Origin of the sequence: Telmatospirillum sp. J64-1 (assembly GCF_006980715.1) — a bacterium.
GTDB lineage: Bacteria > Pseudomonadota > Alphaproteobacteria > Rhodospirillales > Magnetospirillaceae > Oleiliquidispirillum > Oleiliquidispirillum nitrogeniifigens.
The window spans coordinates 51,965-73,317 of record NZ_SBHN01000026.1; the positions used below are offsets into that span (position 1 = coordinate 51,965).

The window sequence follows — 21,353 nt, forward strand, 5'->3', positions numbered from 1 at the left end:
CCTTTGTCATTCGCTTCGCTCGACGGGAGCTACTCCAGGTCGCCCTCATCGAGCAGATATTGAAGGGCATAGACATCCCGAGCCGCCGGCTCGGGAAGTCCGGCCCGAACCAGCCCCGCAAGCGCCGTGTCGAGCACCCCCTGGGCCGCCTCGGCCGACAGGGCCTCGACGATCAGCACCACCGGCCAAGTCGCATCGGGACGGTCGCGCAACTTGTTTTCCGAGGTCGTAATCGGCGTCGCCGGCTTTTCCTCGTAAAGCAGGTGCACGCCGCATATCCCCTGCCCCGCCCGCAAGCGCTGGACGGCCTCGCGCAGCCCCTGGTCATCCCCGGAAACCCGAATGTCGCACCGCAGGACGGCGACATGCGAGCCGACGCCCCTGCTGTCGCTCAAGGCGACCTGGCACAAGGTGCGGGAGGTATCGGTGAAGGTGCTGACGACGCGCTTCGTCCAATCCGTCGGATCGTTGAGCCGATCCAGATAAGGCTTGGACACGAGCACGGCGGGATCGGCCACTTCGTAGAAATTGAAGAATGCCGGATGGGCCTTGACCGCCGTATAGCGCCGCGCCCGAAGAAAACCGGGAAGGCCGACCCGTTCGGGAATGTGCTCGTTGACATGCCAGTCGAGGAAAGCATCCTCGTTGCCCTGCTGAACGCCGTTCCAGATGGCCAGAACGCCTTGTCCCAGAAACGCCATTGCCTTGTCTCCCCGTCCGGAGTCAGATCAGGATTGCGCCTGGGAGAGCTTCTTCGCCCAGCGCATGACATGCGTTCCCACCGCCAGCAGTTCATCACGCTGGTTGAAGACCTCGATCTTGGCGGTGCTCTTCCCCGCTTCGCGATCGATGCTGTCCACCGTGTAATAGACGGTCACGGTGTCGCCCAGAAAAGTCGGCTTCAGGAAACGGATCTTGTCGTAACCGGCAGAGACCGGGAAATCGATCAGATCTTCCTCGTGAATGATGTGCGCGATCGAGATCGTGGAGGCCGTCGACATGTAGCCGACGATCAGGGCGCCATGCGCGATACGGCGCCCAAGGCTCGAACGCTCCTGCATGTATTGCTCGTTGACGTGGGTGTCGCTGAAATCCCCGGTCAGACCGGCAAACAGCGTGACGTCCACCTCGCCCACGGTTTTGGCGAATTTAAAACGCTCGCCGACCTTGACGATATCCAAACCTGACTTGGCCACGCATCCCTCCGAGATTATGCACTGCAGACTTGACATTCCAGCCTCGCAATGGCTGATGTGTAACCGCTTACACTGAGTTACAGTGCGCGTCAACCATCAGTGATGCAACCGTATAAACGAACGAGGAAGGTCAGGAATGGAAGTGATCAGCGCCGAGCGCGCAGCACAGCTCATCAAGCCGAATGACAGCGTGATCGTCAGTGGTTCTGGCGGCGGGCATGCCGTGCCCGAGGCCGTGATCGCCGCCCTCGGCAACCGCTATGAGAGCGAAAGCCAGCCCGGCAATCTGACGCTCATCCATGTCGTGGGCATCGGCGACCGGGTGTCCAAAGGGGCGGCGCATTTCGCCAAGCCTGGGATGGTGAAGCGCGTCATCACCAGCGCATTGATCGATTCGCCCGTCTTCATCGACCTAGCCTTCGCGGACAAGATCGAAGCCTATACCCTGCCCCAGGGCGTGCTTTCGCAGATCATGCGCGAGATCGCCGCCGGGCGGCCGGGCCTGATCACGAAGACAGGGCTGCACACCTTCATCGACCCCCGTCAAGCCGGTGGACGCCAGAGCCCCAGCGCCAAGGAAGATCTCGTCGAATTGATGGAAATCGGCGGAGAGGAATGGCTGCGTTTCAAACCTTTCCCCATCGACGTGGCGATCCTGCGCGGCACGACCGCCGACGAAGACGGCAACGTGTCCATGGAGGAGGAAGCCATCCTGGGGGAAATGCTTTCCACCGCCCAGGCCGCCCGGCGCAATGGCGGCAAGGTCATCGTCCAGGTCAAGCGACTGGCGAAGCGGGGCACGCTGCCCGGCAAATCGATCAAGATTCCCGGCATCCTCGTCGATTACGTCGTGGTCGACCCCGAACAGCGCCAGACCTATGCGACGCATTACAATCCCAGCTATGCTGGGGAATTGCGCGTTCCGCTCGAGAGCTTCAAGCCGCTGCCCTTCACCCCGCGCAAGGTCATCGCCCGGCGCGCCGCGCTGGAGCTGCGTCCTGGTGCCGTCTGCAACCTGGGCGCCGGCATCTCCACCGGGATTTCCGCCGTTGCCGCCGAGGAGAAGATCCTCGACCACGTCATCCTGACCAATGAACAGGGCTTTATCGGCGGCGCCCCCCTGACCGGCCCGGATTCCGGCGCGGCCCAGAATTACAGCGCCGCCGTCGACCAGCCCTATCAGTTCGATTTCTATGATGGCGGCGGCATCGACTGCGCCTTCCTGTCCTTTGTCGAAGTCGACCCGAACGGCAATGTCAATATCAGCCGCTTCGCCAACAAGATCGTCGGCATCGGCGGTTTCATCAATATCAGCCAGAACGCCAAGAAGACGGTGTTCAGCGGCACCTTCACCGCCGGTGGTCTCGATGTCGCCTGCGTCGATGGCAAGATCGAAATCCGCCAAGAGGGCAAATATCCGAAATTCGTGAAATCCATCGAACAGATCTGCTACTGCGGCCCCTTCGCCACCCAACAGGGACGCAAGGCGCTGTTCGTCACCGAACGCGCGGTGTTCGAGATCGTCGACGGCCAACTCACCCTCATCGAGATCGCCCCCGGCGTCGAGCTGGAACGCGACATTCTCGCCCATATGGCCTTCAAGCCGAGGATCGCCTCCGACCTCAAGACCATGGATGCCCGCCTCTTCCGCCCGGAGGTGATGGAACTGGCCAAGGATGCCGCCTTCGCGACGGCACAATCGTAACCGGCAAGGACGCAGTCGAAGGAAAGAGACTCATGAATATCGTCGTCACCGGAGGCGCGGGCTTCCTCGGCAGCATGCTGATCGATAAGCTGCTGGGGGAAAGTGACCTTGGCGCCGGAAAGAGCAAGATCGAAAAAATCACCTCGATCGACTTGGCGGAAGCAAAGTCGCGGGACCCGCGTGTGGTCTCGAAGGTCGGGGATATTTCCGATCCCGAGTTCTTAGCGGAAAACGTCGCGCTCGGCACCGATGCGGTCTTCCACATGGCGGCCGTGGTCAGCGGCCAGGCCGAAGCCGAATTCGAAACCGGCATGCGCGTCAATATCGACGCCACCCGTGCCCTACTCGACCGCTGCAGAGCGTTGGGAAACAAGCCGCGCTTTGTCTTCTCAAGCTCCCTCGCCGTTTTCGGGGGCGAACTGCCAGCCGTCATTCCCGACAACTTTGCGACCCGCCCGCAATCCTCGTATGGAATGCAAAAGGCCGTCGGGGAATTGCTGGTCAGCGAATATTCCCGCAAAGGCTATGTTTCCGGCGTCTCGCTCCGCCTGCCCACCGTGGTCGTCCGCCCCGGCAAGCCCAATGCCGCGGCATCATCCTTTGCCAGCGGCATCATCCGCGAACCGCTTTCCGGCCTTGCCAGCACCTGCCCGGTTCCGGCCGACACGAGGCTTTGGGTCTCCTCCCCCGATGTCGTCGTCGCCAATCTGGCGCATGCCCTGGACCTCGACCAGGCGCGGCTGACGCCCTGGCCGGTCCTGAACCTGCCGGGAATCAGCGTGACGGTTTCCGAAATGCTGGAAGCGCTGGAAAACGTCGCCGGCGCAGAGACGAGGGCCCTGGTGACCGAAGCCCATGATGCGCGCATTGCCGCGATCGTCTGCAGCTGGCCCGGCGACTTCGACGTCAGCCGCGCTCTCGGTCTTGGCTTTACCCGCGACGAGGACTGCACGTCCTTGATCACGCAATTTCAGAAATTGCGTAGCAGGGGCTAAGATACCCAAAAGGTACCAATGTGGCGTGGAAGCTGAAATATTGATCCGCTTCTACGCCACGGGTCCAAACCTGTCAGAAGGACACCCCCTCATACGAAAGTGGTGGGCTATACGCCACGAGGCGATGACTGCAGGATGGGACAAAGGGCACCAGGCCCCATGCTGCTTAGATGCGGAAACGCTCGGCTGCCCGTGCGATGACCGTAAGCTTCTGCTCCGCGTGGGAATGCGAGCATATCGGGTTGTCGGCGAAGGTCGCGAAGCCGCAATCGGGATGCAGGAGCAGGCGGTCCCGGCCGAACAGATCGATGGCATGGGCGATCTTTTCAGCGACTTCGTCTATCCTTTCCGCTTGCGGCAGTTTCTGGTTGACGACGCCGATCCCGATCCGCGCCGTCTGGGGCAGGCGCCGCAGCACCTCCATTTCACCGGCACGTGGCGTGCACATTTCGAGAAGGTAAGCGCCGACATTCATGGCCGAAAGCGTATCGACCAACGGCTCGTAGCTGCCGGCCAATGCCACGCTTTCATCAGGCGTCCAATTGCCGCGGCAGACATGGACGGCGATGCGGTCACGGTCGAATCCATCCACCACCGCATTCATCAGATCCCGTGCAAAGCCGAGTTCATGCGCCGGACCCAGCGATTCCGACAAAGCGCCGCACATGAAGCTGCGCTTGTTCTTGGCGCCGCTGAAGACCACTTCGGACAGGACCGGTTCGTCGAACTGCACGATGGCGGCGCCGCCATCAAGAAGATCGGCAAGTTCCTCGCGCAGCACCCGGACCAGATCGGCGGCGATTTCCTCCCGCGACGAATAGACCTGTTCGGAAAGGCATTCCATCCACATCGTGCGCGCGAGCAGATAGGGACCGGGCAGCGAGACCTTCACCGGTTTCGAGGTGACGCTGCGGGCGAAATCGAGTTCGTGCCCGGCAATGGGACGACTGCGGGCAATGGCGCCGAACACACCGGGATGACGCACCTCGTCCGCAGGCACGTCGAGCGCGCGCAGTTCCGCCTCGAAGTCCTCGGGATGATCGACCAGCGGCAGCAGGTCGATCAGCGGCACGAGCTGGCAATTGTCCAGCCGGGTCGCGACGAAGCTGGCATAGCTGTCGCGACGCTGCTCTCCGTCCGTGACGACATCGACACCGGCCTTTTCCTGCGCGGCGATCGCCAGACGGACGGCATCATCCGCCGTTTCCTGGAATGCCGCCTCATCGAGCCGCCCCTCGACGAAGCCGTGCATGGCCTCGACCACCCAGCGGGGGCGCGGCCAGCTTCCCATTCCCATGACGGCGAGAGCGGGCACGGCAGGGGCCGGTATCTTTTCCGCACGGGGCTTCACCCTTGCCGGGGATGCTGCGGGAATTGCGGCGGGTGCGGCTGCCGGTGCAGGTGCTTCCTGCACCTTGCCGCGCTCTTCCAGCGACCCCTTACAGACGAGGAAGCTGCGTTGCTTGCCTTCCTTCGTCCAAGAGACAAGCTCGTTCCTCGTCAGCCGACACCAGGCGGGCAGGTCTTCATCGACCGAAATCTCGGTGGAGCGGATTTCCAGCAGCCCCCCACGGGGAAGCGGGTCGATATGCTTGCGGATCAGCAGAAGCAGGCCATTGCCGCAATCGAGGTCACCGCCGTCAAAGCTGACATCCGGCCTGTATTCATGTCGGGCGACTGGCTGCATGATCTTCCTTCTCTTTCGCGACAGCCGTCCCACAGAGGGGACGGCCGGTTCCCTGTCCGTTAATGATTAGGCTTGCTGCGTCAGTTTGACTTGCCGCGCCTGCGGCCGGCCTCGTATCCGACCGCCCCCAGCCCCATGGCAAAGACGCCGAACGCCGCCATCAACCCGTAGGAGGGCTGGGAAGGAGCAGAGGAAGTCGCGGTCATCACGGCCGCCACCTCGTGACCCGCTTGGACGGTCATATTGGAATAGGTCCGATCCAGCATCGCCCTACCGACATCCTTGAGAATGGCCTGGCCTGCGACGCGCCCCTGACCGAGCACCAGATCGACATTGGTGATCGACGGACCACCCAGATTCACCGAACTGTTGCCCTCGCGATCCGAGATGTACCAGGCGGTGACGGCCTCGCCGCTGATCTCGTCCACCGAGACGGTGAAATATCCTTCCGGCCCTTCCACGCTTTCGCCGGGCCTCAGCCTGATCTCTTCCTTGTTGACCAGCATGAAACCGAAATTATGCCCGGTCGGGCAGCCGATCGGATAAACCGCGAAACGTTCGTCCCAGCGATAATCCTCGCCATAGCCCAGGCTGAAGGCCTGCCCATAGATCTTGAGATTGGCCTTGCCGCCCTCGAAGGCCTCGGGCCAGGGCGAAAGGAAGCCGATGATATCCTCGTACTCGAAGACGATGGCCTTTCTCGCCGCCGTGTCCTCGATCAGCAGATCCGGCTGGACCGGGCCGAGAGTCCGCGCATGCACGACGCTACCGTCCTCGACGATCTCGATGTCCACAATGCCTGCTTGAGGATCGACCGCCGCGATGCGAATGGTGCGATCACCCGCGCGCCATGAATCTCCCACGCCTGCCAGCCCGGCGAAAAGCTGTTCCTCCGCCAGCACCAGACGATCCATGCGCACACCGGACAGCCAGTCGAACACGATCTGCTGCCGCGACACCTCGCGCGCCTGTCCCTGGTTATAAAGCTGGGCGAAGCGTTCACCGCCCCACCAGCCGGGCTGCGTCGTCGACAGGACGGGCGACCCGAAGGCCCATTCCCAATCCGTGCCTGCAACGGTCTTGACGTGCAGGGTATGGTTCATCGTGTTGTTGTGCCCGACGGTCGCATAGTACTGATAGACTTGCCCCCCGACGGCGACGCTTCCCCCTGCCGGAAGGGTCACGTCTTCTTGTACGACGATGCTCATGTCGTAATCGACATAGGTCGGCATGCGGCCCAGGACGGGGATGGGCTCTCCACGCAGCGCCACCTGCCCGCCCCAGGTATCCTCGAGATAGGCAAGGCCGCCGGCGGGTATGACGACCGTGCCGTTCTCCACCCGGCTTTGCCGGATGAAGACACCGTCGAATTTGAGCGGCGACCGGCCGAAATCGTCCGTAACCGGCCTGCCCTGCGGAAGACCGGGCAGGCCGGGCACATAAGCGGGACGAACCGGCCTTTCCGAGACGAGCGAGAAAGGCGGCGGGGGAATGTCCCTGTCGGCGATGGGATGGGCGAGCGGCATTCCCGGCTTCGCCGGCTGGATGATCGTCGCATAATCATTGGCCGAAGCATTGGTGGCCGTGCCGAGCAATACAGCGGACGCGGCCGCAGCGAAGAGTCTGCGTCTCATGGAATTTCCCTTCATGCGGCTGGCGTGGCGCCGAGGCAGCGCGGAATCGGGCAGGCTGCCAGCCGGCGGCTGAGGAACATCACGCCCCAACTGGTCAGAAGCAGCGTGTTCAAGGCCATCAGCCAGCGCGGCACATCCGCCATGACGGTGCCCATCACGCCCAGCCCGACCGCGGAAAGTGCGGGGGCCAGGCAGCTTACGCAGAGCACGGCGAAGGCGAGAATACCCCCACCGGCCGCCGCGCCCGCTGCCAGCGCCCCTTGCCGCGCGCGATAGCCGACAAAAAGGGCGAAAGCCATGAACGCGGCGGACATGCCGACCGACAGCGCGACCCAATATTCCTGCAATCTCAGGAAACTGATGCGCCATGCGTCGAAAGGCGGATAGGCAAGCTGTCCCGATGCGTCGAAATCGTCGATGTCGAATCCGCAGAATTCGGCGTCGGCGAGCGTTTTCGGCATCTCGAAACTGAGATAGCTGATCAGGACATAGCCTAGCGCGGCAGCGAAGAACGCCACCGAAAGCAGTCGATACGGAAGCATTGTTGCGCTCCGGAAAGCGGCCCGGATTTCCGGCCAGGACCTCAGTAGCTGACGCTGGGGCACGCCTCGCCCATGAATTCCACCAGCTTGGCGCCGCCAACCACCACGGCGCCGGGGACGATATTGTCCTCGTCCAATCCGCGCTTCTTGAAGCAGGGCGAGCAGACATAGATCTTGCCGCCGGCTTCCACGAAATTCGCGATCAGATCCCTGAGCGGCGCAAAGCCTTCCTCATGAATATCGTCGGCATAGCCCTTCTGCGAGAGCCGCGTGCCCTCGGTCGACAGGAAGACGATGGCTTCCTTGTCGGACGCGATCGCCGCATTGGCAACGACAAAAGCCACGGTCGCCTTGTCGGTGTCGTCCTTGGCACAGGTCAGGCTGACTACGAAACGTCCCGGCATCACACTCTCCCTTTCAGAATGTTTTTTTGAATTCGTATCTCACTTAGCGTGGCCACTTGCGGCCCTATTCCCGGCGTTCACCATTCACTTCGCGACCTGATCCAGAACGCGCCCGTCTCCGGCTCGTGACGCAGAAGCTCGTTCCTCGTCAGCCGGCACCACGCGGGTATGTCTTCCGGCGCACCCGGGTCGAGCGCGACCAGCTTGATGGTCCGACCGGGGATTTGCTTGAGGCGATTGCGAAGCTCGAGCAAAAGCTCCCCGCACCCCATGGTGCCCGCGTCCCATTCCTCGGCGATCTCGGGCTCGGGATGCTGAGGGATAGTCCTCATCAAGCACACTCCTTCATTCACAGCCCGGACAGCGCCCAGACTGTGTGCATCATGGTCAAAACGGGAAGTCGCGCGCTGAAACGCACGAACAACCAGTCACGAAGTTATTGAGAACTGAAGCTGCAATTTCTTTCGACGACTTGCACCTATAGTGCAACACCAGCTCGACCGAGCATGACGTTTCGAAATCAGCTTCAACCACAAGGTTATGAGCAACGATGCGGCACGTCAAGCAGATGAAGAAAAAGCCGGTTCCGAAAGCGGATCACCCCAGGCGGGCGGAAAATTGGTAAAGAAGCCACACCACCTTCAGGCACATCCGATTGCCATTGGCGGGGTCGATCAGCGAACCATCGCGCGTCAGGGCGACTTTGGCGCAGTGAAAATCCTGAGCAAGGACAGGAAAACTCAAGCATCTCCCCTTTCATCCCATACGCCCCGCCGCCGCCTGCCACGGGAAGAACGCACAGGCCTGATTTTGGCTGTCGCATGGAAATGGGTCGGCGACGAGGAGACCGACAAGCAGACGCTCGGGCGGCTGGTCGAAGCGGCGGCCGTCACCAAGGAACAGGCCCGGGACGAGCCGCAGCAGACCATCCCGGAGATTGGCAAACGCGGCACGTGATCCTTCAAGGACTCGGAGGCCCTATCAGCCCCCGGGGGAGCCCGCGTCAAGCAGCATGCAGCATGCGGCCGCCGCGCGAACAACCCAAGCCACCCTTCTTGAATGAAGCCTTGGATATGCCTCATCCCCTACTCGGCAGCTCTTTCGGAACGATCCCTTTGTTATGCCTTTTGTTATCCCCTCCGGCGGCGTTTCTCTATGACTTATCGGCTATCCGGGGGCATTCCCTCAACTCACAAGAGCATGCCGCTTGACCATATGTGTCAATTCATTTTACCAGTTCGTGTGTTCGGTCTGGGAGGATTGACGCAACTAGAAGCGAGCTTGTCGGAGCCGTAATGCGCCATGAGAGGCGCTGGGCTCACGGCGTTCAAGGGAGGAATAGGCCATATGTCGACGGGAGTTTTGGCGCTATTAGCGTTCCTGCCCATCATCACGGCAGGCATTTTACTTATCGGATTCCGCATGCCTGCGCGGTATGTGATGCCGCTTACCTATGCACTTGCCGTTGTGATCGCGCTTGCGGCCTGGGGTGTCAGTGCAAACCGTGTGATCGCCTCCACACTGCAAGGCCTGATCCAGAGTATCGGGCTGTTGTGGATCATCTTCGGCGCCCTGCTTTTGCTGAATACGCTGAAGCATTCGGGGGCCATTTCGACCATTCGCTCGGGCTTTACCTCGATCTCCCCTGACCGCCGTGTTCAGGTGATTCTGATCGCGTGGCTTTTCGGGTCCTTCATCGAGGGCGCTTCCGGCTTCGGCACCCCCGCCGCCGTTGCCGCCCCCCTCATGGTCGCCATTGGTTTTCCCGCCATGGCAGCCGTGGTGTTCGGCATGATGATCCAGTCCACGCCCGTCTCGTTCGGGGCGGTGGGGACGCCGATGATCGTCGGTGTGCAGTCTGGCGTCGACCGGGCCTCGATCTCTGAGGAACTGATCGCGGTCGGGTCGAATTGGGAAGCCTTCTTCCATATCATCACCTCCGAGGTCGCGATTCTTCACGCCCTCTGCGGGACGTTCCTGCCCTTGCTCCTCGTCATGGTGATGACGCGGTTCTTCGGGAGAAACAAATCCTGGTCGGAAGGCCTGGCGATCGCCCCCTTCGCGCTGGCGGCGGCCTTCGCGATGAGCATTCCTTACGTCCTCTCTGCGGTCTTCCTGGGCGCCGAGTTCCCGTCGATGATCGGGGGTCTCGTCGGCCTGAGCTTGATGACCTTGGCCGCGAAGAACCGGATTTTCGTCCCGAAGCAAAGCTGGGACTTTCCTCCGGCGTCGGAATGGTCGAAGGAATGGTTCGGAAGCGTCGACATCAAGCTCGAGACTCTTGCCAAGCGGCAGATTCCTCTCGCCTTGGCCTGGGCTCCCTATCTGCTCCTCGCGGTGGTGCTGGTGCTGAGCCGCACGATCACCCCTTTCGGCGATGCGTTGAAGACCACGACCGTTGCTTTTAGCAATATCCTGGGCGAGCAAGGCATCAGCGGGGACTTCCCGCTTCTTTTCTCGCCAGGCGGCATTCTCGTCATGATCTGCGTGATCACCGTCTTTCTTCATAGAATGTCGTTTGACGGCTTCCGCAAAGCGATTGGCGAGAGCAGCAGCACCCTTCTGGGGGCGGGCTTCGTGCTGATCTTCACGGTCCCGATGGTTCGCGTGATGATCAATTCGGGCGTGAACGCCAACGATATCCCGAGCATGCCGGTCCTGGTGGCGGGCTGGGTCTCGGCGCAGGTTGGGGCTGTCTATCCGTTCTTTGCGCCTGCGGTCGGCGCGCTGGGGGCGTTCCTTGCCGGGTCGAATACCGTCAGCAACCTCATGCTCAGCCAGTTCCAGTTCTCGGTGGCCCAGGGTCTTGGCCTCTCCTCCGCGCTGATGGTTGCCGGCCAGTCCGTCGGGGCCGCCGCCGGTAACATGATCGCGATCCACAACGTCGTCGCAGCTTCCGCGACGGTCGGCCTGCTTGGCAAAGAGGGCGCCACGCTCCGGATCACCATCCTGCCGACCATCTACTATCTCGTGCTGTCGGGGACGCTTCTCCTCGTCGGCTTCTATGTCCTTGGCATCAGCGATCCGCTGACTGCTCGATAATCCTGTCGGCAAGGCGATGGGACTCCCGTCGCCTTGCCGCCTGTAATCTGAAATACCCCCTCCCCCGTGACCGATCCGCCCGAAGAAAACCATGGGCGGACCACCTGAATCCCCCGGTTTTATCAGGAGCGCTTTTGGAAGCGCTCCCCCAAAGGCACCGCGCGGAAATGCAAATCCGCGTGCGTGTTTTGAGCGACCAGCATGGTCCCTGGCCACCGGTATCACGGTTTTCCCGCAACCAGCACCTCTGATTCTTACGCTGTCGCGCCGCTGCGGATGTCGTCCGCCAGCGCCTTCCGGCTGGCCGCTTCACACCACAGGCGCCTACGCCTTGGGCCCCTGCAAACCGGGGTCATGCCGAAAAAGCATCGGTCCTGTCGTAATCAACAATGCATTCCGGCTTGAAGACCGAAAAGCGGGCGCGAAAGGGGCGCCACGGGCGGGGATGGCGCGGGAGTCCAATGCCAAAACAGCATGCGACAAGACGAGACGGCTTCTTATACTTTCTATGGAGCGATGCAGGCGCGAGCGGGAAATAGACTGAGGGAAGACGCCGATGGAAATGAAGTGGATCGAGGATTTCCTCTCAGTGGCCGAGACATTGAACTTCAGCCGCTCCGCCAAGCTTCGCAACATGACGCAGCCCGCATTTTCCCGGCGGATCAAGGCATTGGAAAACTGGTTGGGGGCCGAGCTGTTCGACCGTGCAGTCTACCCGACTCGCCTGACGCCTGCCGGTGAAGTCTTCCTCGTTCATGCCAAGGACATGCTGGCGCAGGCGATCTACACCCGTTCCGTGTTGCGGGGACAGACCGCGGACGTGCAATCGGTCGTTACCTTCGCGATGCCGCATACGCTGTCGCTCACCTATTTCCCGCAATGGCTGAGCGAGGTCGAGCGGACGACCGGCCTGCTGTCGGTGCGTCTCATGGCCAGCAATGTACATGATGCCGTCATGGATCTCGTCGGCGGCAATTGCGACCTGCTGATGTGCTACCACCACGCCTTCCAGTCCGTGGAACTCGACAGCCAGCGCTACGACATGCTGCAAGCAGGGACGGAATACCTGCGCCCGTATTCCAAGGCCGACGAAGCGGGAAATCCGCTGTTCCTCTTGCCGGGCACGGCAAGCGGGCCGGTCCCCTTCCTGTCCTATTCGCCCAATGGCTCCCTCGGCCGTATCGTCGAAAAGATCCTGGACGAAGGCCCCGAACCTGTCCACCTGCTGCGACGTTTCGAGGGCGATCTCGCCGAGGGGCTGAAGATGATGGCCGTTCATGGGCATGGGGTCGCATGGCTGCCCGAGAGCACCGCGCGGCGGGAAGTCGAGGCAGGAAAGCTGGCGCTTGCTGCAAACCTGCCGCATCCCGAGGCCGAGCCGGGGCCCGAAACCTGGTGCGGCACGCTGGAAATCCGCATCTACCGCGACCGCGAAAACACCAAGCCCGCGGTCACCCGGCTTTGGAACCATCTGTTACGCAGCTACTCATAGGGTCGAAGATGAATATCTGTGTTTTGGGCGCCGGCGTCGTCGGCGTAACGGCTTCCTATTGGCTGTTGGAACAAGGATACGAGGTCACCCTGGTCGATGCGATGGAGGGCCCCGGGAGGGGAGCCAGCCATGGGAACGGCGCCCAGTTGAGCTATTCCTATGTCGCGCCGCTCGCCGATCCATCGGTCTGGACCAAGTGGCCCTATTATCTGTTCAGCAGCGACTCGCCCCTGACGATCCGCCCCAGCGCCGACATCGCGCAATGGAAATGGCTGATTTCATTCCTGCGGGCAAGCACCGCAGGCCGCGCGAAGCAAACGACAATCGACCTGCTGCAGCTGGCCTTCCTGAGCAAGCAGGAACTGTCGCAACTGCTGAAACGGACAGCGTTCGATTTCCATCACCGGACAGCGGGCAAGCTCGTGATGTATCCGGATGCGCCCTCGCTCGAAGGTGCACGCGCCCAGGTGGAGTTTCAGGCACGACATGGATGCCACCAGCACGTCCTCACGCTGCAGCAATGCCTGGAGGTCGAACCGGCGCTGCGCGGTGCTCGGAGAAGCTGGGCCGGCGGGGTCTATACCGAGAACGAGGAAGTCGGCGACTGCGCTCTTTTCTGCAAGGCCCTGGTGGAGGAAATGTCGCAGCACAACCGGTTCCGTTTCCTGCCCTTGACGAGAATCGGGCGGGCGATCACGGAAAACGGCCGCTTGGCGAAGGTCGACACCGATAGCGGGCGGATCGAGACCGATGCCTTCGTCCTCTCCATGGGCGCCGGAAGCGCAGGCTTCGCACGCCAACTGGGATTTTCGCTGCCGCTCTATCCGCTGAAGGGCTACAGCATCACCGTGCCCATCAAGAAGGGCTCGGAACAGGCCGCGCCACGTATCTCGATCACGGACCTGTCCCGGAAGATCGTCCATGCCCGCATCGGCAACCATATCCGGGTCGCTGGCCGCGTCGAACTGGTCGGCACCGATGAACAGATCCCGGAGCGCGCAATCCGGGAACTGGCCACGAACGCAGCGGACATATTCCCGGATGCCGCCGATCTTTCCGACATGCGCGCCCTTTCCCCTTGGGCCGGCTTCCGCCCGGCCACGCCGACCGGCCTGCCCATCATCGGTCCCTCTCCGGTGCCGGGGCTGTACCTGAATGTCGGGCACGGAAGCCTGGGATGGACCCTGGCCTGCGGAAGCGCCGCCTTGCTGACGGAACAGATTGCTGCTCGAAAGCCACCGATCGAGCCCGGTCCTTATTTCCTGTAGATTCCTGCTCTGCGTCCCCATTGCACAAGATCGTCTACGCAGCTGTAGAAAACAGGGATGACCAGCAGGCTCAAGAGGGTCGAGGAGACCAAGCCGCTCACGAATTGAAGACTCCGCTGACGCTGCTCCGCTCCGAATTGGAATTGATGGAAAGTGACGCGGAAAGCCGCGAGCCAGTGCTGACGATGATACTATCAACGAAAGGCAGCGACAGGCCCCGGCCGGGATCTTCCCGGCATTCCGGGAATGAGGATATTCCCTCAGAGGATCCGGCGGTTTCCCGAAGACTCTCGACACGATACGGGGAGTCATAGCCCCGGCCGGGGCAGACGAATGGCGGGCACCCCGACGCAGGGGTTCATCGGCACTGGACATCCTACTAATCGTAACTTACGTTTGGTAGGTTACTTGCTGATGGAGATAGCTGACCATGCATGCCCTCATCGTCGTTGCACATCCTAATCAAACCTCCCTCACCCACGCAGTGGCCCGGCACGTGGCGCGCGGCATTGCCACCTCCGACGCCCGACACTCAGCCGAGATGGCCGACCTCGCCGCAGAAGGCTTCGACCCCAGATTCACCGAGGCCGACCTTGCCCTGTTTCTGAAGAAGGCCGCCCCGCCCGCCGACATCGCCGTAGAGCATGCCCGGCTCGAGCGAGCCGACGCGCTGGTCCTGGTCTATCCAATCTACTGGTGGTCTTTCCCCGCCTTGCTCAAGGGCTGGATCGACCGGGTCTTCACGCAGGGATGGGCCTATGAAGACCAGGAGGATGGGAAAGTGGTGAAGAAGCTGCAGCGCCTCCAGGTGCATCTGATAGCCATCGGCGGGGCCGATCAGCGGACCATTGCGCGTCATGGCTACTTCGGCGCAATGAAAACCCAGATCGACCACGGCATTTTCGACTATTGTGGTGCCCGCGTAGCAACCTCGGAGCTGCTGCTCGCTTCCGACGCCGGTTTCCCCGAGGCGCATCTCGAAACCGCCGAGATGATCGGCCGCAGGATTTTTCCGCAGCAATCCTGAGCGACAACAGGAGATCCAAGCATGCCCCACTCATCCAATGCGCCCCGCCGCCGCCTGCCACGGGAAGAACGCACACGCCAGCTTCTGGATGTCGCATGGAAGCTGATCGGCGATGAGGGGACGGATGCGCTGACACTCGGGCGGCTGGCCGAAGCGGCGGGCATCACAAAGCCCGTGGTATACGACCACTTCGGCACCCGCAATGGATTGCTGGCCGCGCTCTACCAGGACTACGACGAGCGCCAGACCGCGATCTTCGATGCCGCCGTCGCGGCCGCCGAGCCGACATTGCAGGACAAGGCGCGTGTCATCGCCGCAAGCTATGTCGATTGCGTGCTGACCCAAGGCAATGAGATCCCCGGGGTGGTGTCCGCCCTCTCCGGGTCGCCGGAGATGGCCGCGGTAAAACGGCAATACCAGCAAGCCTTCATCGAGAAATGCGCGGCGATCCTTGCCCCCTTCACCGGACCCAAAGGGCTTTCCCTGGCAAGCATGTGGGCGATGCTGGGCGCGGCGGATTCCCTTTCGGATGCCGCCGTCGCCGGAGACATCACCAAGGATCAGGCCCAGGACGAGCTGCAGCAGATCATCCTGACAATTGTCAAACGCAGCGAGTAAGTCCCGGCACCGGCTGATGGATGATGGCTTTTGGAATACTCATAAGCGTCCCACGAAAATCGGTGAGAAGCGCCCTTTCGCGAAATAGCTGAAGGGATGAGAAAATCTGTAGAACTCGGAACAATCAGATCTTTCAGCAGACAGGTTCCGACCACCCCTCATTCTATATTGATCCTCCACCATCTTGCATCACAGGGCTTCCGACATCATCATGGGGCTTTGGATACCGACAAGGACTGGAGACCATGAAACGCTGTTCGGGAAAGATGCTGGCAGGCCCATTGGCTGCGCTGGTTGGCTTGGGTGTGGCGGCGATGCCCGGTATCGGCCTGGCGAACAGCTTCATTCTCGGAACCACTCCGGCAGGAGACGCGGCGGCGCTGGTCCCCAATGGTGTTGATACTGCGATCAAAGCCTTGCCCTCTCTCGTGCAGGAGGTGATGGAGCGCAGCGGCGTGCCGGGAATGGCCGTCGCGGTGATCCATGAAGGCGAAACCGTCTTTCTCGAAGGCTTCGGCGTTCGCAATCTGGACACCGGAGAGCCGGTCACCTCCGATACGGTTTTCCAGGTCGCCTCGGTATCCAAGTCCGTCTCCGCAACCATCGCCGCCATAGCGGTGAGCGAGGGCCGCGTGGCATGGGACGATCCGATCTCCGGCCATCTTCCCGGCTTCGCCCTCTCGGATCCTTACGTCGCACAGCACGCGACCATCGGCGATTTCTTCGCCCATCGCAGCGGTCTGCCCGCAACTGCGGGTGACGAGCTCGAGGATCTGGGCTTCGGCCGGACGGCCATCATCGAGCGGCTCGCCCTGGTGCCCCTCGATCCGTTCCGGATTTCATACAACTACGCCAATTTCGGCACCACCCTCGCCGCCGAAGCGGTTGCCGCATCCTACGGCAAGGATTGGGAAACGCTTGCCGAAGAACTTCTGTTCACGCCGCTGGGCATGAAAGATACGAGCTACCGTCACGCCGACTTCCTGGCCGCACCGGACAGGGCGCATCTGCATGCCTTCGAGGACGGTGCCTTCCGTCCTCTTTACGACCGGCAGCCCGATGCCCAGGCGCCGGCCGGAGGCGTCTCCTCGACCGCCGGCGATCTTGCCCGCTGGATCGCTCTGCTCTTGGCGGAAGGGCAGCATGGAGACGAGGCCATGATCGCCCGCCATGCGCTGCTTCCAGCCCTGCAGCCGCAGGTTACCAGTGCACCGGCGGCCAGCCTCTCCGAACGCCCGGGCACCTATGGCTTCGGCTTCAATGTCGGTGTCAGCGCCACCGGACGGCCCGTGATGAACCATTCGGGCGCTTTCATGCTGGGGACAGGGACACACTTCCAAATCATGCCGGAGCAGAAGCTCGGCATTCTCGTGCTTTCCAACGGCGCACCTGTGGGGGCGGTCGAAGCCATCGGCAGCGCCTTCATGGACATGGTGCAGTTCGGGACCTATACGCGCGACTGGTACGGCGCCTATCACTCCGTCATGAGCGCCATGTTTGAACCGATCGGCGATCTTGCCGGTCTCGACCGGCCGCAGACAGCCCTCCCCCATGCCGACTTGGGAACCTATGAGGGGCGCTTCAACAATCCCTATTTCGGCCCGGCCGAGATTGCAATCCACGACGGAAAACTGGTTCTCTCGCTGGGACCGGTACCCTACAGATTTCCGCTCGAACACTGGTCGGGCAACGTTTTCGCCCTGGCCCCCAGCAACGAAAACGCCCCACCTGGATCTCTTTCATCCGTGACCTTCGACCATGACGGATCACGCGCGACCGGCTTTCTCGTAGAATATTTGAATGAAAACGGTCTTGGCCACTGGGAGTGACGGGCCATAGGCGTACTGTTCGTGGAAAGCGGGGAGTAAAATTCTCCCCGTACGCAACGAGCAGGACTTTATTGTCGGGCTGCGGCTGGTCGTCACAGATGGCCGTACTCTCGGTCTCGGAGCAGCCAAAAACACCCACCAGGAAGAAGCGCAGCCGGAAGATCGGCGACGGCAGCTTGAAGATATAGGCGTCCAAGGCTGGCGCGGTCATTACTTGGCTACCTTGAACCTTCCACATGATGCATCTGTTGCGAGGATTGGGGGCGTACAGTCCCCCCCTCTGCCGTGACGGTTTCCCATGATCATCCTTCGCGCCCCAATCGGGGGTTCAACGACACGTTGAGCATCAAGCCGGCGGCCAGCATGACGGTCAGCATAGCCGTGCCCCCATAGGAAACCAGCGGGAGAGGAATGCCGACGACCGGAATCAGGCCCATGACCATCGCCGTGTTGATGAACAAATATAGGAACAAGGAGGTCGCCAAGCCGACGGCGATCAGGCGGCCAAAAGTATGGCGCGAGCGGAATGCAACGGCATAGCCGTAGAGAACCAGGCCCATATAAGCCAGCAAGACGAAGAGCGCACCGATGAAGCCGAATTCCTCGCCAAGAATGACGAAGATGAAATCGGTATGGCGTTCCGGCAGGAATCCAAGACGCCCCTGCGTTCCCTCAAGAAATCCCCGGCCGCTCCATCCTCCCGAACCGAAGGCAATCAAGGACTGGTTGATGTTGTATCCGGCACCGAGGGGATCACTGGTCGGATCCAGAAAGGTCATCACACGGCGTTTCTGGTAGGCATGCAAGCTGGCCCATACGATAGGAACCGCAGCAGCAATCGCCGCTGCCCCCATTCCGAAAATCCAGCTTGGGATACCGGCGGCAAAGAAAATCGCGACGGCGATTGCCCCAAGCAGAAGCGTGTTGCCGAGATTTGGTTGCATGAAAACCAGCACCGTCGGCACCGCTGTCAGCAGCAGGGGAACAAGCAGACGATGAAGTCTTCCTCCTTCCGTGGAAGGCAAGCTGTGGAAGTAGCGGGCAAGGGCCAGCACCAGGGCGATCTTCATCAATTCAGAGGGCTGAAGGGTGATGATCCCCAGATTGATCCAACGTTGCGCCCCCATGCCCACATGCCCCATGACCTCGACCACGACGAGGAGGGCAAGCACGACAGCGTAAAGCGAATAGGCGTGGCGGAGCAGGAGCCGCAGGTCTATCAACGTCAGCAATCCGGCAAGCAGGACGCCGAAGCCGTAGCGGAGAATATGCGGCCATGCCCATGGCAGTAAATTGCCGCTGGCCGCCGAATACAGGGCTGCGGAACCAGCCGCCGCAAGAAAGGCAGTGAGAAAGAGAAAGGCCCAGTCAGGGCCTTTCAAGTTGCGTATGGTGGTAAAGACTCGGGACAGCATGTTTTTTGATTACTGGCGTTCCGCCGCCACGGTTTCGCGTGTCTTGATCAGCGACACGATGATGCCGAGGGCCAGCAGGCCGGCGGTGACGCCCAGCGACAGCAGGGGATCGACCTTGCCGAAGACCTGGGCCCAGAAGATCTTGCCGCCGACGAAGACCAGCACGGCGGCCAGGGCGTATCGCAGATATTCGAACCGGGCCACGATGGCGGCCAGGGCGAAATAGAGCGCGCGCAGGCCGAGGATGGCGAAGATGTTGCTGGTATAGACGATGAAGGGATCGGTGGTGATGGCGAAGACCGCCGGGATGCTGTCCACCGCGAAGATCAGGTCGGAGATCTCGACCACGATCAGGGCCAGGAAAAGCGGCGTGACGTAGAGCTTGCTCGCCCCCTGTTCCGTCGTCTGACGGATGAAGAAGCGGTTGCCGTGCAGGCTGTCCGTCACCGGCACGACCCGCCGCAAGGCGCGGACGAGGCGGCTTTGGCTGGGGTCGTCGGGGGTTTCGTCGGTGAACAGCATCTTGATGCCGGTGAGGATCAGGAAGCCCCCGAACAGCCACAGTACCCAGTGGAATTCATGGACCAGGGCCGTCCCCAGGCCGATCATGATGCCGCGCAGCAGGATGACGCCCAGGATACCCCAGAACAACACCCGGTGCTGATATTGACGGGGAATGGCGAAGGAGGCGAAGACCAGGGAGATGACGAAGACATTGTCCAGCGACAGGCTCTTCTCGACCAGATAGCCGGTGAAGAATTCCATGCCGGCAGTGGCGCCGATGCTCCACCAGACCCAGAGGCCGAAGATACAGGCGACGGCGATGTAGAAGGCGGAAAGCAGCAGGCTTTCGCGCACCCCGATCTCGCGCTGGCGCCGGTGAAGGAGGCCGAGATCGAGGAACAGAAGGGTGAGCACCACGGAGAGGAACAGCAGCCACGCCCAGACAGGGGTGCCGAGCATGGTGCCGGAAAGGAAGGTAAAGAAGGTCAACATTTCACGGGCTCATGAAATGATGCGCTGCGATGGCGCATTGAGACTTGGTCCGACATCACAGCGAACGCCTTCGCTGCCAGAGGGGCCCGGACCAGGCTGATGGGCAGGCTTCCAGAAAAAAACCGTTCCGGAATGAGGCGAGGCGGTTCTGCGGAGTTCCCTCCCTCGGATTCCGGAAAAGCGGGACCGCTTTTTTCTCCGCCTATTTCGTTGTGGGTGGCTGGGGCGACACCATGATTTTGTCGATCCGCCGTCCATCCATGTCTACGACTTCGAAGCGCAGACCATTCCAGATGAAGGAATCGCTGGCTTTGGGGATGGAACGGTATTCATGCAGAACAAAGCCCGCCAGTGTCGTGTAATGATCGGTTTCGGTCCCGGCCTTCAGGCCCAGGATGTGGAAGGCCTCGGCAGCGCTCATATCCCCGTCGATCAGCCAGGATCCGTCTTCACGCTGGATCGCTTGGGGCTCCCATTCCTCCCCATGCTCGACCAAGCCGCCAACCAGCGAGGACAAGACATCGGCAGCGGTGACAATGCCTTCGACGGTCCCGTATTCGTCCACCACGACGGCAAGATGAATAGGGGAACGCTTGAGATGCTCAAGCACGTTGAGAGCGCCGGCGTTATCCGGAACGGCCTCAACCGCCCGAACCAGTTTCGTAATTTCGAAGGGTTGGCCTGCCAGCACATGATCAAGAAGGTCCTTGGCCAGGACCACCCCCATCAGGTTGTTCAGCTCGCCACGGCAGACGGGATAGCGGGAATGGTAGGTGTCCTTGATCTTCCGGACCAATGCTTCCTGGGGTTCGTTGAGATCAAGCCAGACCACTTCCATGCGCGGCGTCATGATCGTGCGCACCTTGCGGTCGGCAAAACGCATGACCGCGCCGATCATCTTTTCCTCTTCGGGCTTCAACACCCCGGCCGCAGTGCTTTCCGTCAGGACCGCCCGGATTTCATCCTCGGTCATGGCTTGTTCGTGAGCCTGCAAACGGAACAGCTTGAGGATCACTGCGCTTGATCGATCCAGAAGCCACACGGCTGGGGATGATATGCGGGCGAGCAGCCACATGGGAGGGGCTATGATCGAGGCCACGCCTTCCGGATTCGCCAGGGCCAATTGCTTGGGTACCAATTCGCCGATGATCAGCGAGGCATAGGTGACCAGCACCACCACGAGGCCGAAGCTGATGCTTTGGGCATAGGGAGCGAGGAGAGGGATCTGCGCGAGCAATTCCGCGGGATACGGCGCCAATGTTGCGCCCGAATAGGCGCCAGCCAGAATACCGACCAGAGTGATCCCGATTTGCACAGTGGAGAGAAAACGGCCCGGATTTTCGGCCAGCCGCAAGGCGAGGCGCGCACCCGTGGAACCGTTCTCCGCTCGGGCGGCAAGCCGGTGGCGGCTGGAGGATACCACCGCAAGTTCGGACATCGCCAAGAACCCATTGATCACAATAAGGAATATAATGATCGAGATTTCAAATAAGAGCGTCATTT

General features: G+C 61.4%; 19 protein-coding genes. 9 read left to right on the plus strand and 10 right to left on the minus strand.

What is annotated here, in order from left to right:
• Positions 1–29: 29 nt before the first annotated feature.
• Both EPD66_RS20530 and EPD66_RS20535 read right to left on the minus strand, forming a co-directional pair.
• On the minus strand, positions 30–701 hold the full coding sequence (locus tag EPD66_RS20530; RefSeq protein ID WP_142850405.1) for a DUF4286 family protein: 672 nt from the start codon (positions 699–701) through the stop codon (positions 30–32).
• Positions 702–728: 27 nt separating this feature from the next.
• A complete protein-coding gene (locus EPD66_RS20535) occupies positions 729–1,196 on the minus strand; it encodes a MaoC/PaaZ C-terminal domain-containing protein (protein ID WP_255448598.1) in 468 nt (155 codons plus the stop codon).
• Positions 1,197–1,332: 136 nt separating this feature from the next.
• Here EPD66_RS20535 and EPD66_RS20540 point away from each other — a divergent pair, with 136 nt between their 5' ends.
• A complete protein-coding gene (locus EPD66_RS20540) occupies positions 1,333–2,901 on the plus strand; it encodes an acyl CoA:acetate/3-ketoacid CoA transferase (protein WP_142850407.1) in 1,569 nt (522 codons plus the stop codon).
• Between the two features lie 32 nt (positions 2,902–2,933).
• Positions 2,934–3,896 carry a D-erythronate dehydrogenase gene (gene denD / locus EPD66_RS20545; protein ID WP_142850408.1) on the plus strand — a complete coding sequence of 321 codons (963 nt, stop codon included), beginning with the start codon at positions 2,934–2,936 and terminating at the stop codon, positions 3,894–3,896.
• Positions 3,897–4,062: 166 nt separating this feature from the next.
• Here denD and EPD66_RS20550 read toward each other — a convergent pair whose 3' ends face one another.
• From EPD66_RS20550 to EPD66_RS20565, 5 genes are all read right to left on the minus strand, one after another.
• Entirely contained in the window at positions 4,063–5,583 is a 1,521-nt protein-coding gene (locus EPD66_RS20550; protein WP_142850409.1) for a 5-methyltetrahydropteroyltriglutamate--homocysteine methyltransferase, read from the minus strand.
• Between the two features lie 80 nt (positions 5,584–5,663).
• Positions 5,664–7,217: a hypothetical protein gene (locus EPD66_RS20555; RefSeq protein WP_221931064.1), complete on the minus strand. Its 1,554-nt coding sequence runs from the start codon at positions 7,215–7,217 to the stop codon at positions 5,664–5,666.
• Between the two features lie 11 nt (positions 7,218–7,228).
• A complete protein-coding gene (locus EPD66_RS24420; RefSeq protein WP_221931065.1) occupies positions 7,229–7,759 on the minus strand; it encodes a hypothetical protein in 531 nt (176 codons plus the stop codon).
• Positions 7,760–7,800: 41 nt separating this feature from the next.
• Complete coding sequence (locus EPD66_RS20560; RefSeq protein ID WP_142850410.1) at positions 7,801–8,163, minus strand: DsrE family protein; 363 nt, start codon at positions 8,161–8,163, stop codon at positions 7,801–7,803.
• A 77-nt stretch (positions 8,164–8,240) separates the two neighbouring features.
• Complete coding sequence (locus EPD66_RS20565; RefSeq protein WP_142850411.1) at positions 8,241–8,495, minus strand: sulfurtransferase TusA family protein; 255 nt, start codon at positions 8,493–8,495, stop codon at positions 8,241–8,243.
• A 208-nt stretch (positions 8,496–8,703) separates the two neighbouring features.
• Here EPD66_RS20565 and EPD66_RS20570 point away from each other — a divergent pair, with 208 nt between their 5' ends.
• From EPD66_RS20570 to EPD66_RS20600, 7 genes are all read left to right on the plus strand, one after another.
• The gene (locus EPD66_RS20570) at positions 8,704–9,120 is read left to right on the plus strand and encodes a hypothetical protein (protein ID WP_142850412.1); all 417 of its coding nucleotides are present in this window, start codon (positions 8,704–8,706) and stop codon (positions 9,118–9,120) included.
• 390 nt (positions 9,121–9,510) lie between these two features.
• Positions 9,511–11,205 (plus strand): L-lactate permease, encoded by a 1,695-nt coding sequence (locus EPD66_RS20575; protein WP_142850413.1) that lies wholly within the window; start codon positions 9,511–9,513, stop codon positions 11,203–11,205.
• Between the two features lie 556 nt (positions 11,206–11,761).
• Positions 11,762–12,697 carry a LysR family transcriptional regulator gene (locus EPD66_RS20580; RefSeq protein WP_142850414.1) on the plus strand — a complete coding sequence of 312 codons (936 nt, stop codon included), beginning with the start codon at positions 11,762–11,764 and terminating at the stop codon, positions 12,695–12,697.
• Between the two features lie 8 nt (positions 12,698–12,705).
• Positions 12,706–13,965 carry a D-amino acid dehydrogenase gene (locus tag EPD66_RS20585; protein ID WP_142850415.1) on the plus strand — a complete coding sequence of 420 codons (1,260 nt, stop codon included), beginning with the start codon at positions 12,706–12,708 and terminating at the stop codon, positions 13,963–13,965.
• 430 nt (positions 13,966–14,395) lie between these two features.
• Positions 14,396–14,992 carry an NAD(P)H-dependent oxidoreductase gene (locus tag EPD66_RS20590; RefSeq protein WP_142850416.1) on the plus strand — a complete coding sequence of 199 codons (597 nt, stop codon included), beginning with the start codon at positions 14,396–14,398 and terminating at the stop codon, positions 14,990–14,992.
• 21 nt (positions 14,993–15,013) lie between these two features.
• Positions 15,014–15,610: a TetR/AcrR family transcriptional regulator gene (locus EPD66_RS20595; protein WP_142850417.1), complete on the plus strand. Its 597-nt coding sequence runs from the start codon at positions 15,014–15,016 to the stop codon at positions 15,608–15,610.
• Between the two features lie 245 nt (positions 15,611–15,855).
• Positions 15,856–17,439 carry a serine hydrolase gene (locus EPD66_RS20600; RefSeq protein WP_221931067.1) on the plus strand — a complete coding sequence of 528 codons (1,584 nt, stop codon included), beginning with the start codon at positions 15,856–15,858 and terminating at the stop codon, positions 17,437–17,439.
• A gap of 302 nt (positions 17,440–17,741) precedes the next feature.
• On the opposite strand, the gene rodA is transcribed toward EPD66_RS20600, so the two are convergent.
• The 3 genes from rodA to EPD66_RS20615 form a co-directional block, all read right to left on the minus strand.
• Positions 17,742–18,854 carry a rod shape-determining protein RodA gene (gene rodA / locus EPD66_RS20605; protein WP_142850418.1) on the minus strand — a complete coding sequence of 371 codons (1,113 nt, stop codon included), beginning with the start codon at positions 18,852–18,854 and terminating at the stop codon, positions 17,742–17,744.
• 9 nt (positions 18,855–18,863) lie between these two features.
• Positions 18,864–19,850: a TerC family protein gene (locus EPD66_RS20610; RefSeq protein ID WP_142850419.1), complete on the minus strand. Its 987-nt coding sequence runs from the start codon at positions 19,848–19,850 to the stop codon at positions 18,864–18,866.
• A 202-nt stretch (positions 19,851–20,052) separates the two neighbouring features.
• On the minus strand, positions 20,053–21,351 hold the full coding sequence (locus EPD66_RS20615) for a hemolysin family protein (RefSeq protein WP_142850420.1): 1,299 nt from the start codon (positions 21,349–21,351) through the stop codon (positions 20,053–20,055).
• Positions 21,352–21,353: the final 2 nt, after the last annotated feature.

What these genes read in the sequence shown, in the direction of transcription:
- EPD66_RS20530 (WP_142850405.1), bottom strand. Translation starts at nt 701, where the DNA reads ATGGCGTTTCTGGGACAAGGCGTTCTGGCCATCTGGAACGGCGTTCAG.
- EPD66_RS20540 (WP_142850407.1), top strand. Translation starts at nt 1,333, where the DNA reads ATGGAAGTGATCAGCGCCGAGCGCGCAGCACAGCTCATCAAGCCGAAT.
- denD (WP_142850408.1), top strand. Translation starts at nt 2,934, where the DNA reads ATGAATATCGTCGTCACCGGAGGCGCGGGCTTCCTCGGCAGCATGCTG.
- EPD66_RS20550 (WP_142850409.1), bottom strand. Translation starts at nt 5,583, where the DNA reads ATGCAGCCAGTCGCCCGACATGAATACAGGCCGGATGTCAGCTTTGAC.
- EPD66_RS20555 (WP_221931064.1), bottom strand. Translation starts at nt 7,217, where the DNA reads ATGAGACGCAGACTCTTCGCTGCGGCCGCGTCCGCTGTATTGCTCGGC.
- EPD66_RS24420 (WP_221931065.1), bottom strand. Translation starts at nt 7,759, where the DNA reads ATGCTTCCGTATCGACTGCTTTCGGTGGCGTTCTTCGCTGCCGCGCTA.
- EPD66_RS20560 (WP_142850410.1), bottom strand. Translation starts at nt 8,163, where the DNA reads ATGCCGGGACGTTTCGTAGTCAGCCTGACCTGTGCCAAGGACGACACC.
- EPD66_RS20565 (WP_142850411.1), bottom strand. Translation starts at nt 8,495, where the DNA reads ATGAGGACTATCCCTCAGCATCCCGAGCCCGAGATCGCCGAGGAATGG.
- EPD66_RS20570 (WP_142850412.1), top strand. Translation starts at nt 8,704, where the DNA reads ATGAGCAACGATGCGGCACGTCAAGCAGATGAAGAAAAAGCCGGTTCC.
- EPD66_RS20575 (WP_142850413.1), top strand. Translation starts at nt 9,511, where the DNA reads ATGTCGACGGGAGTTTTGGCGCTATTAGCGTTCCTGCCCATCATCACG.
- EPD66_RS20580 (WP_142850414.1), top strand. Translation starts at nt 11,762, where the DNA reads ATGGAAATGAAGTGGATCGAGGATTTCCTCTCAGTGGCCGAGACATTG.
- EPD66_RS20585 (WP_142850415.1), top strand. Translation starts at nt 12,706, where the DNA reads ATGAATATCTGTGTTTTGGGCGCCGGCGTCGTCGGCGTAACGGCTTCC.
- EPD66_RS20590 (WP_142850416.1), top strand. Translation starts at nt 14,396, where the DNA reads ATGCATGCCCTCATCGTCGTTGCACATCCTAATCAAACCTCCCTCACC.
- EPD66_RS20595 (WP_142850417.1), top strand. Translation starts at nt 15,014, where the DNA reads ATGCCCCACTCATCCAATGCGCCCCGCCGCCGCCTGCCACGGGAAGAA.
- EPD66_RS20600 (WP_221931067.1), top strand. Translation starts at nt 15,856, where the DNA reads ATGAAACGCTGTTCGGGAAAGATGCTGGCAGGCCCATTGGCTGCGCTG.
- rodA (WP_142850418.1), bottom strand. Translation starts at nt 18,854, where the DNA reads ATGCTGTCCCGAGTCTTTACCACCATACGCAACTTGAAAGGCCCTGAC.
- EPD66_RS20610 (WP_142850419.1), bottom strand. Translation starts at nt 19,850, where the DNA reads ATGTTGACCTTCTTTACCTTCCTTTCCGGCACCATGCTCGGCACCCCT.
- EPD66_RS20615 (WP_142850420.1), bottom strand. Translation starts at nt 21,351, where the DNA reads ATGACGCTCTTATTTGAAATCTCGATCATTATATTCCTTATTGTGATC.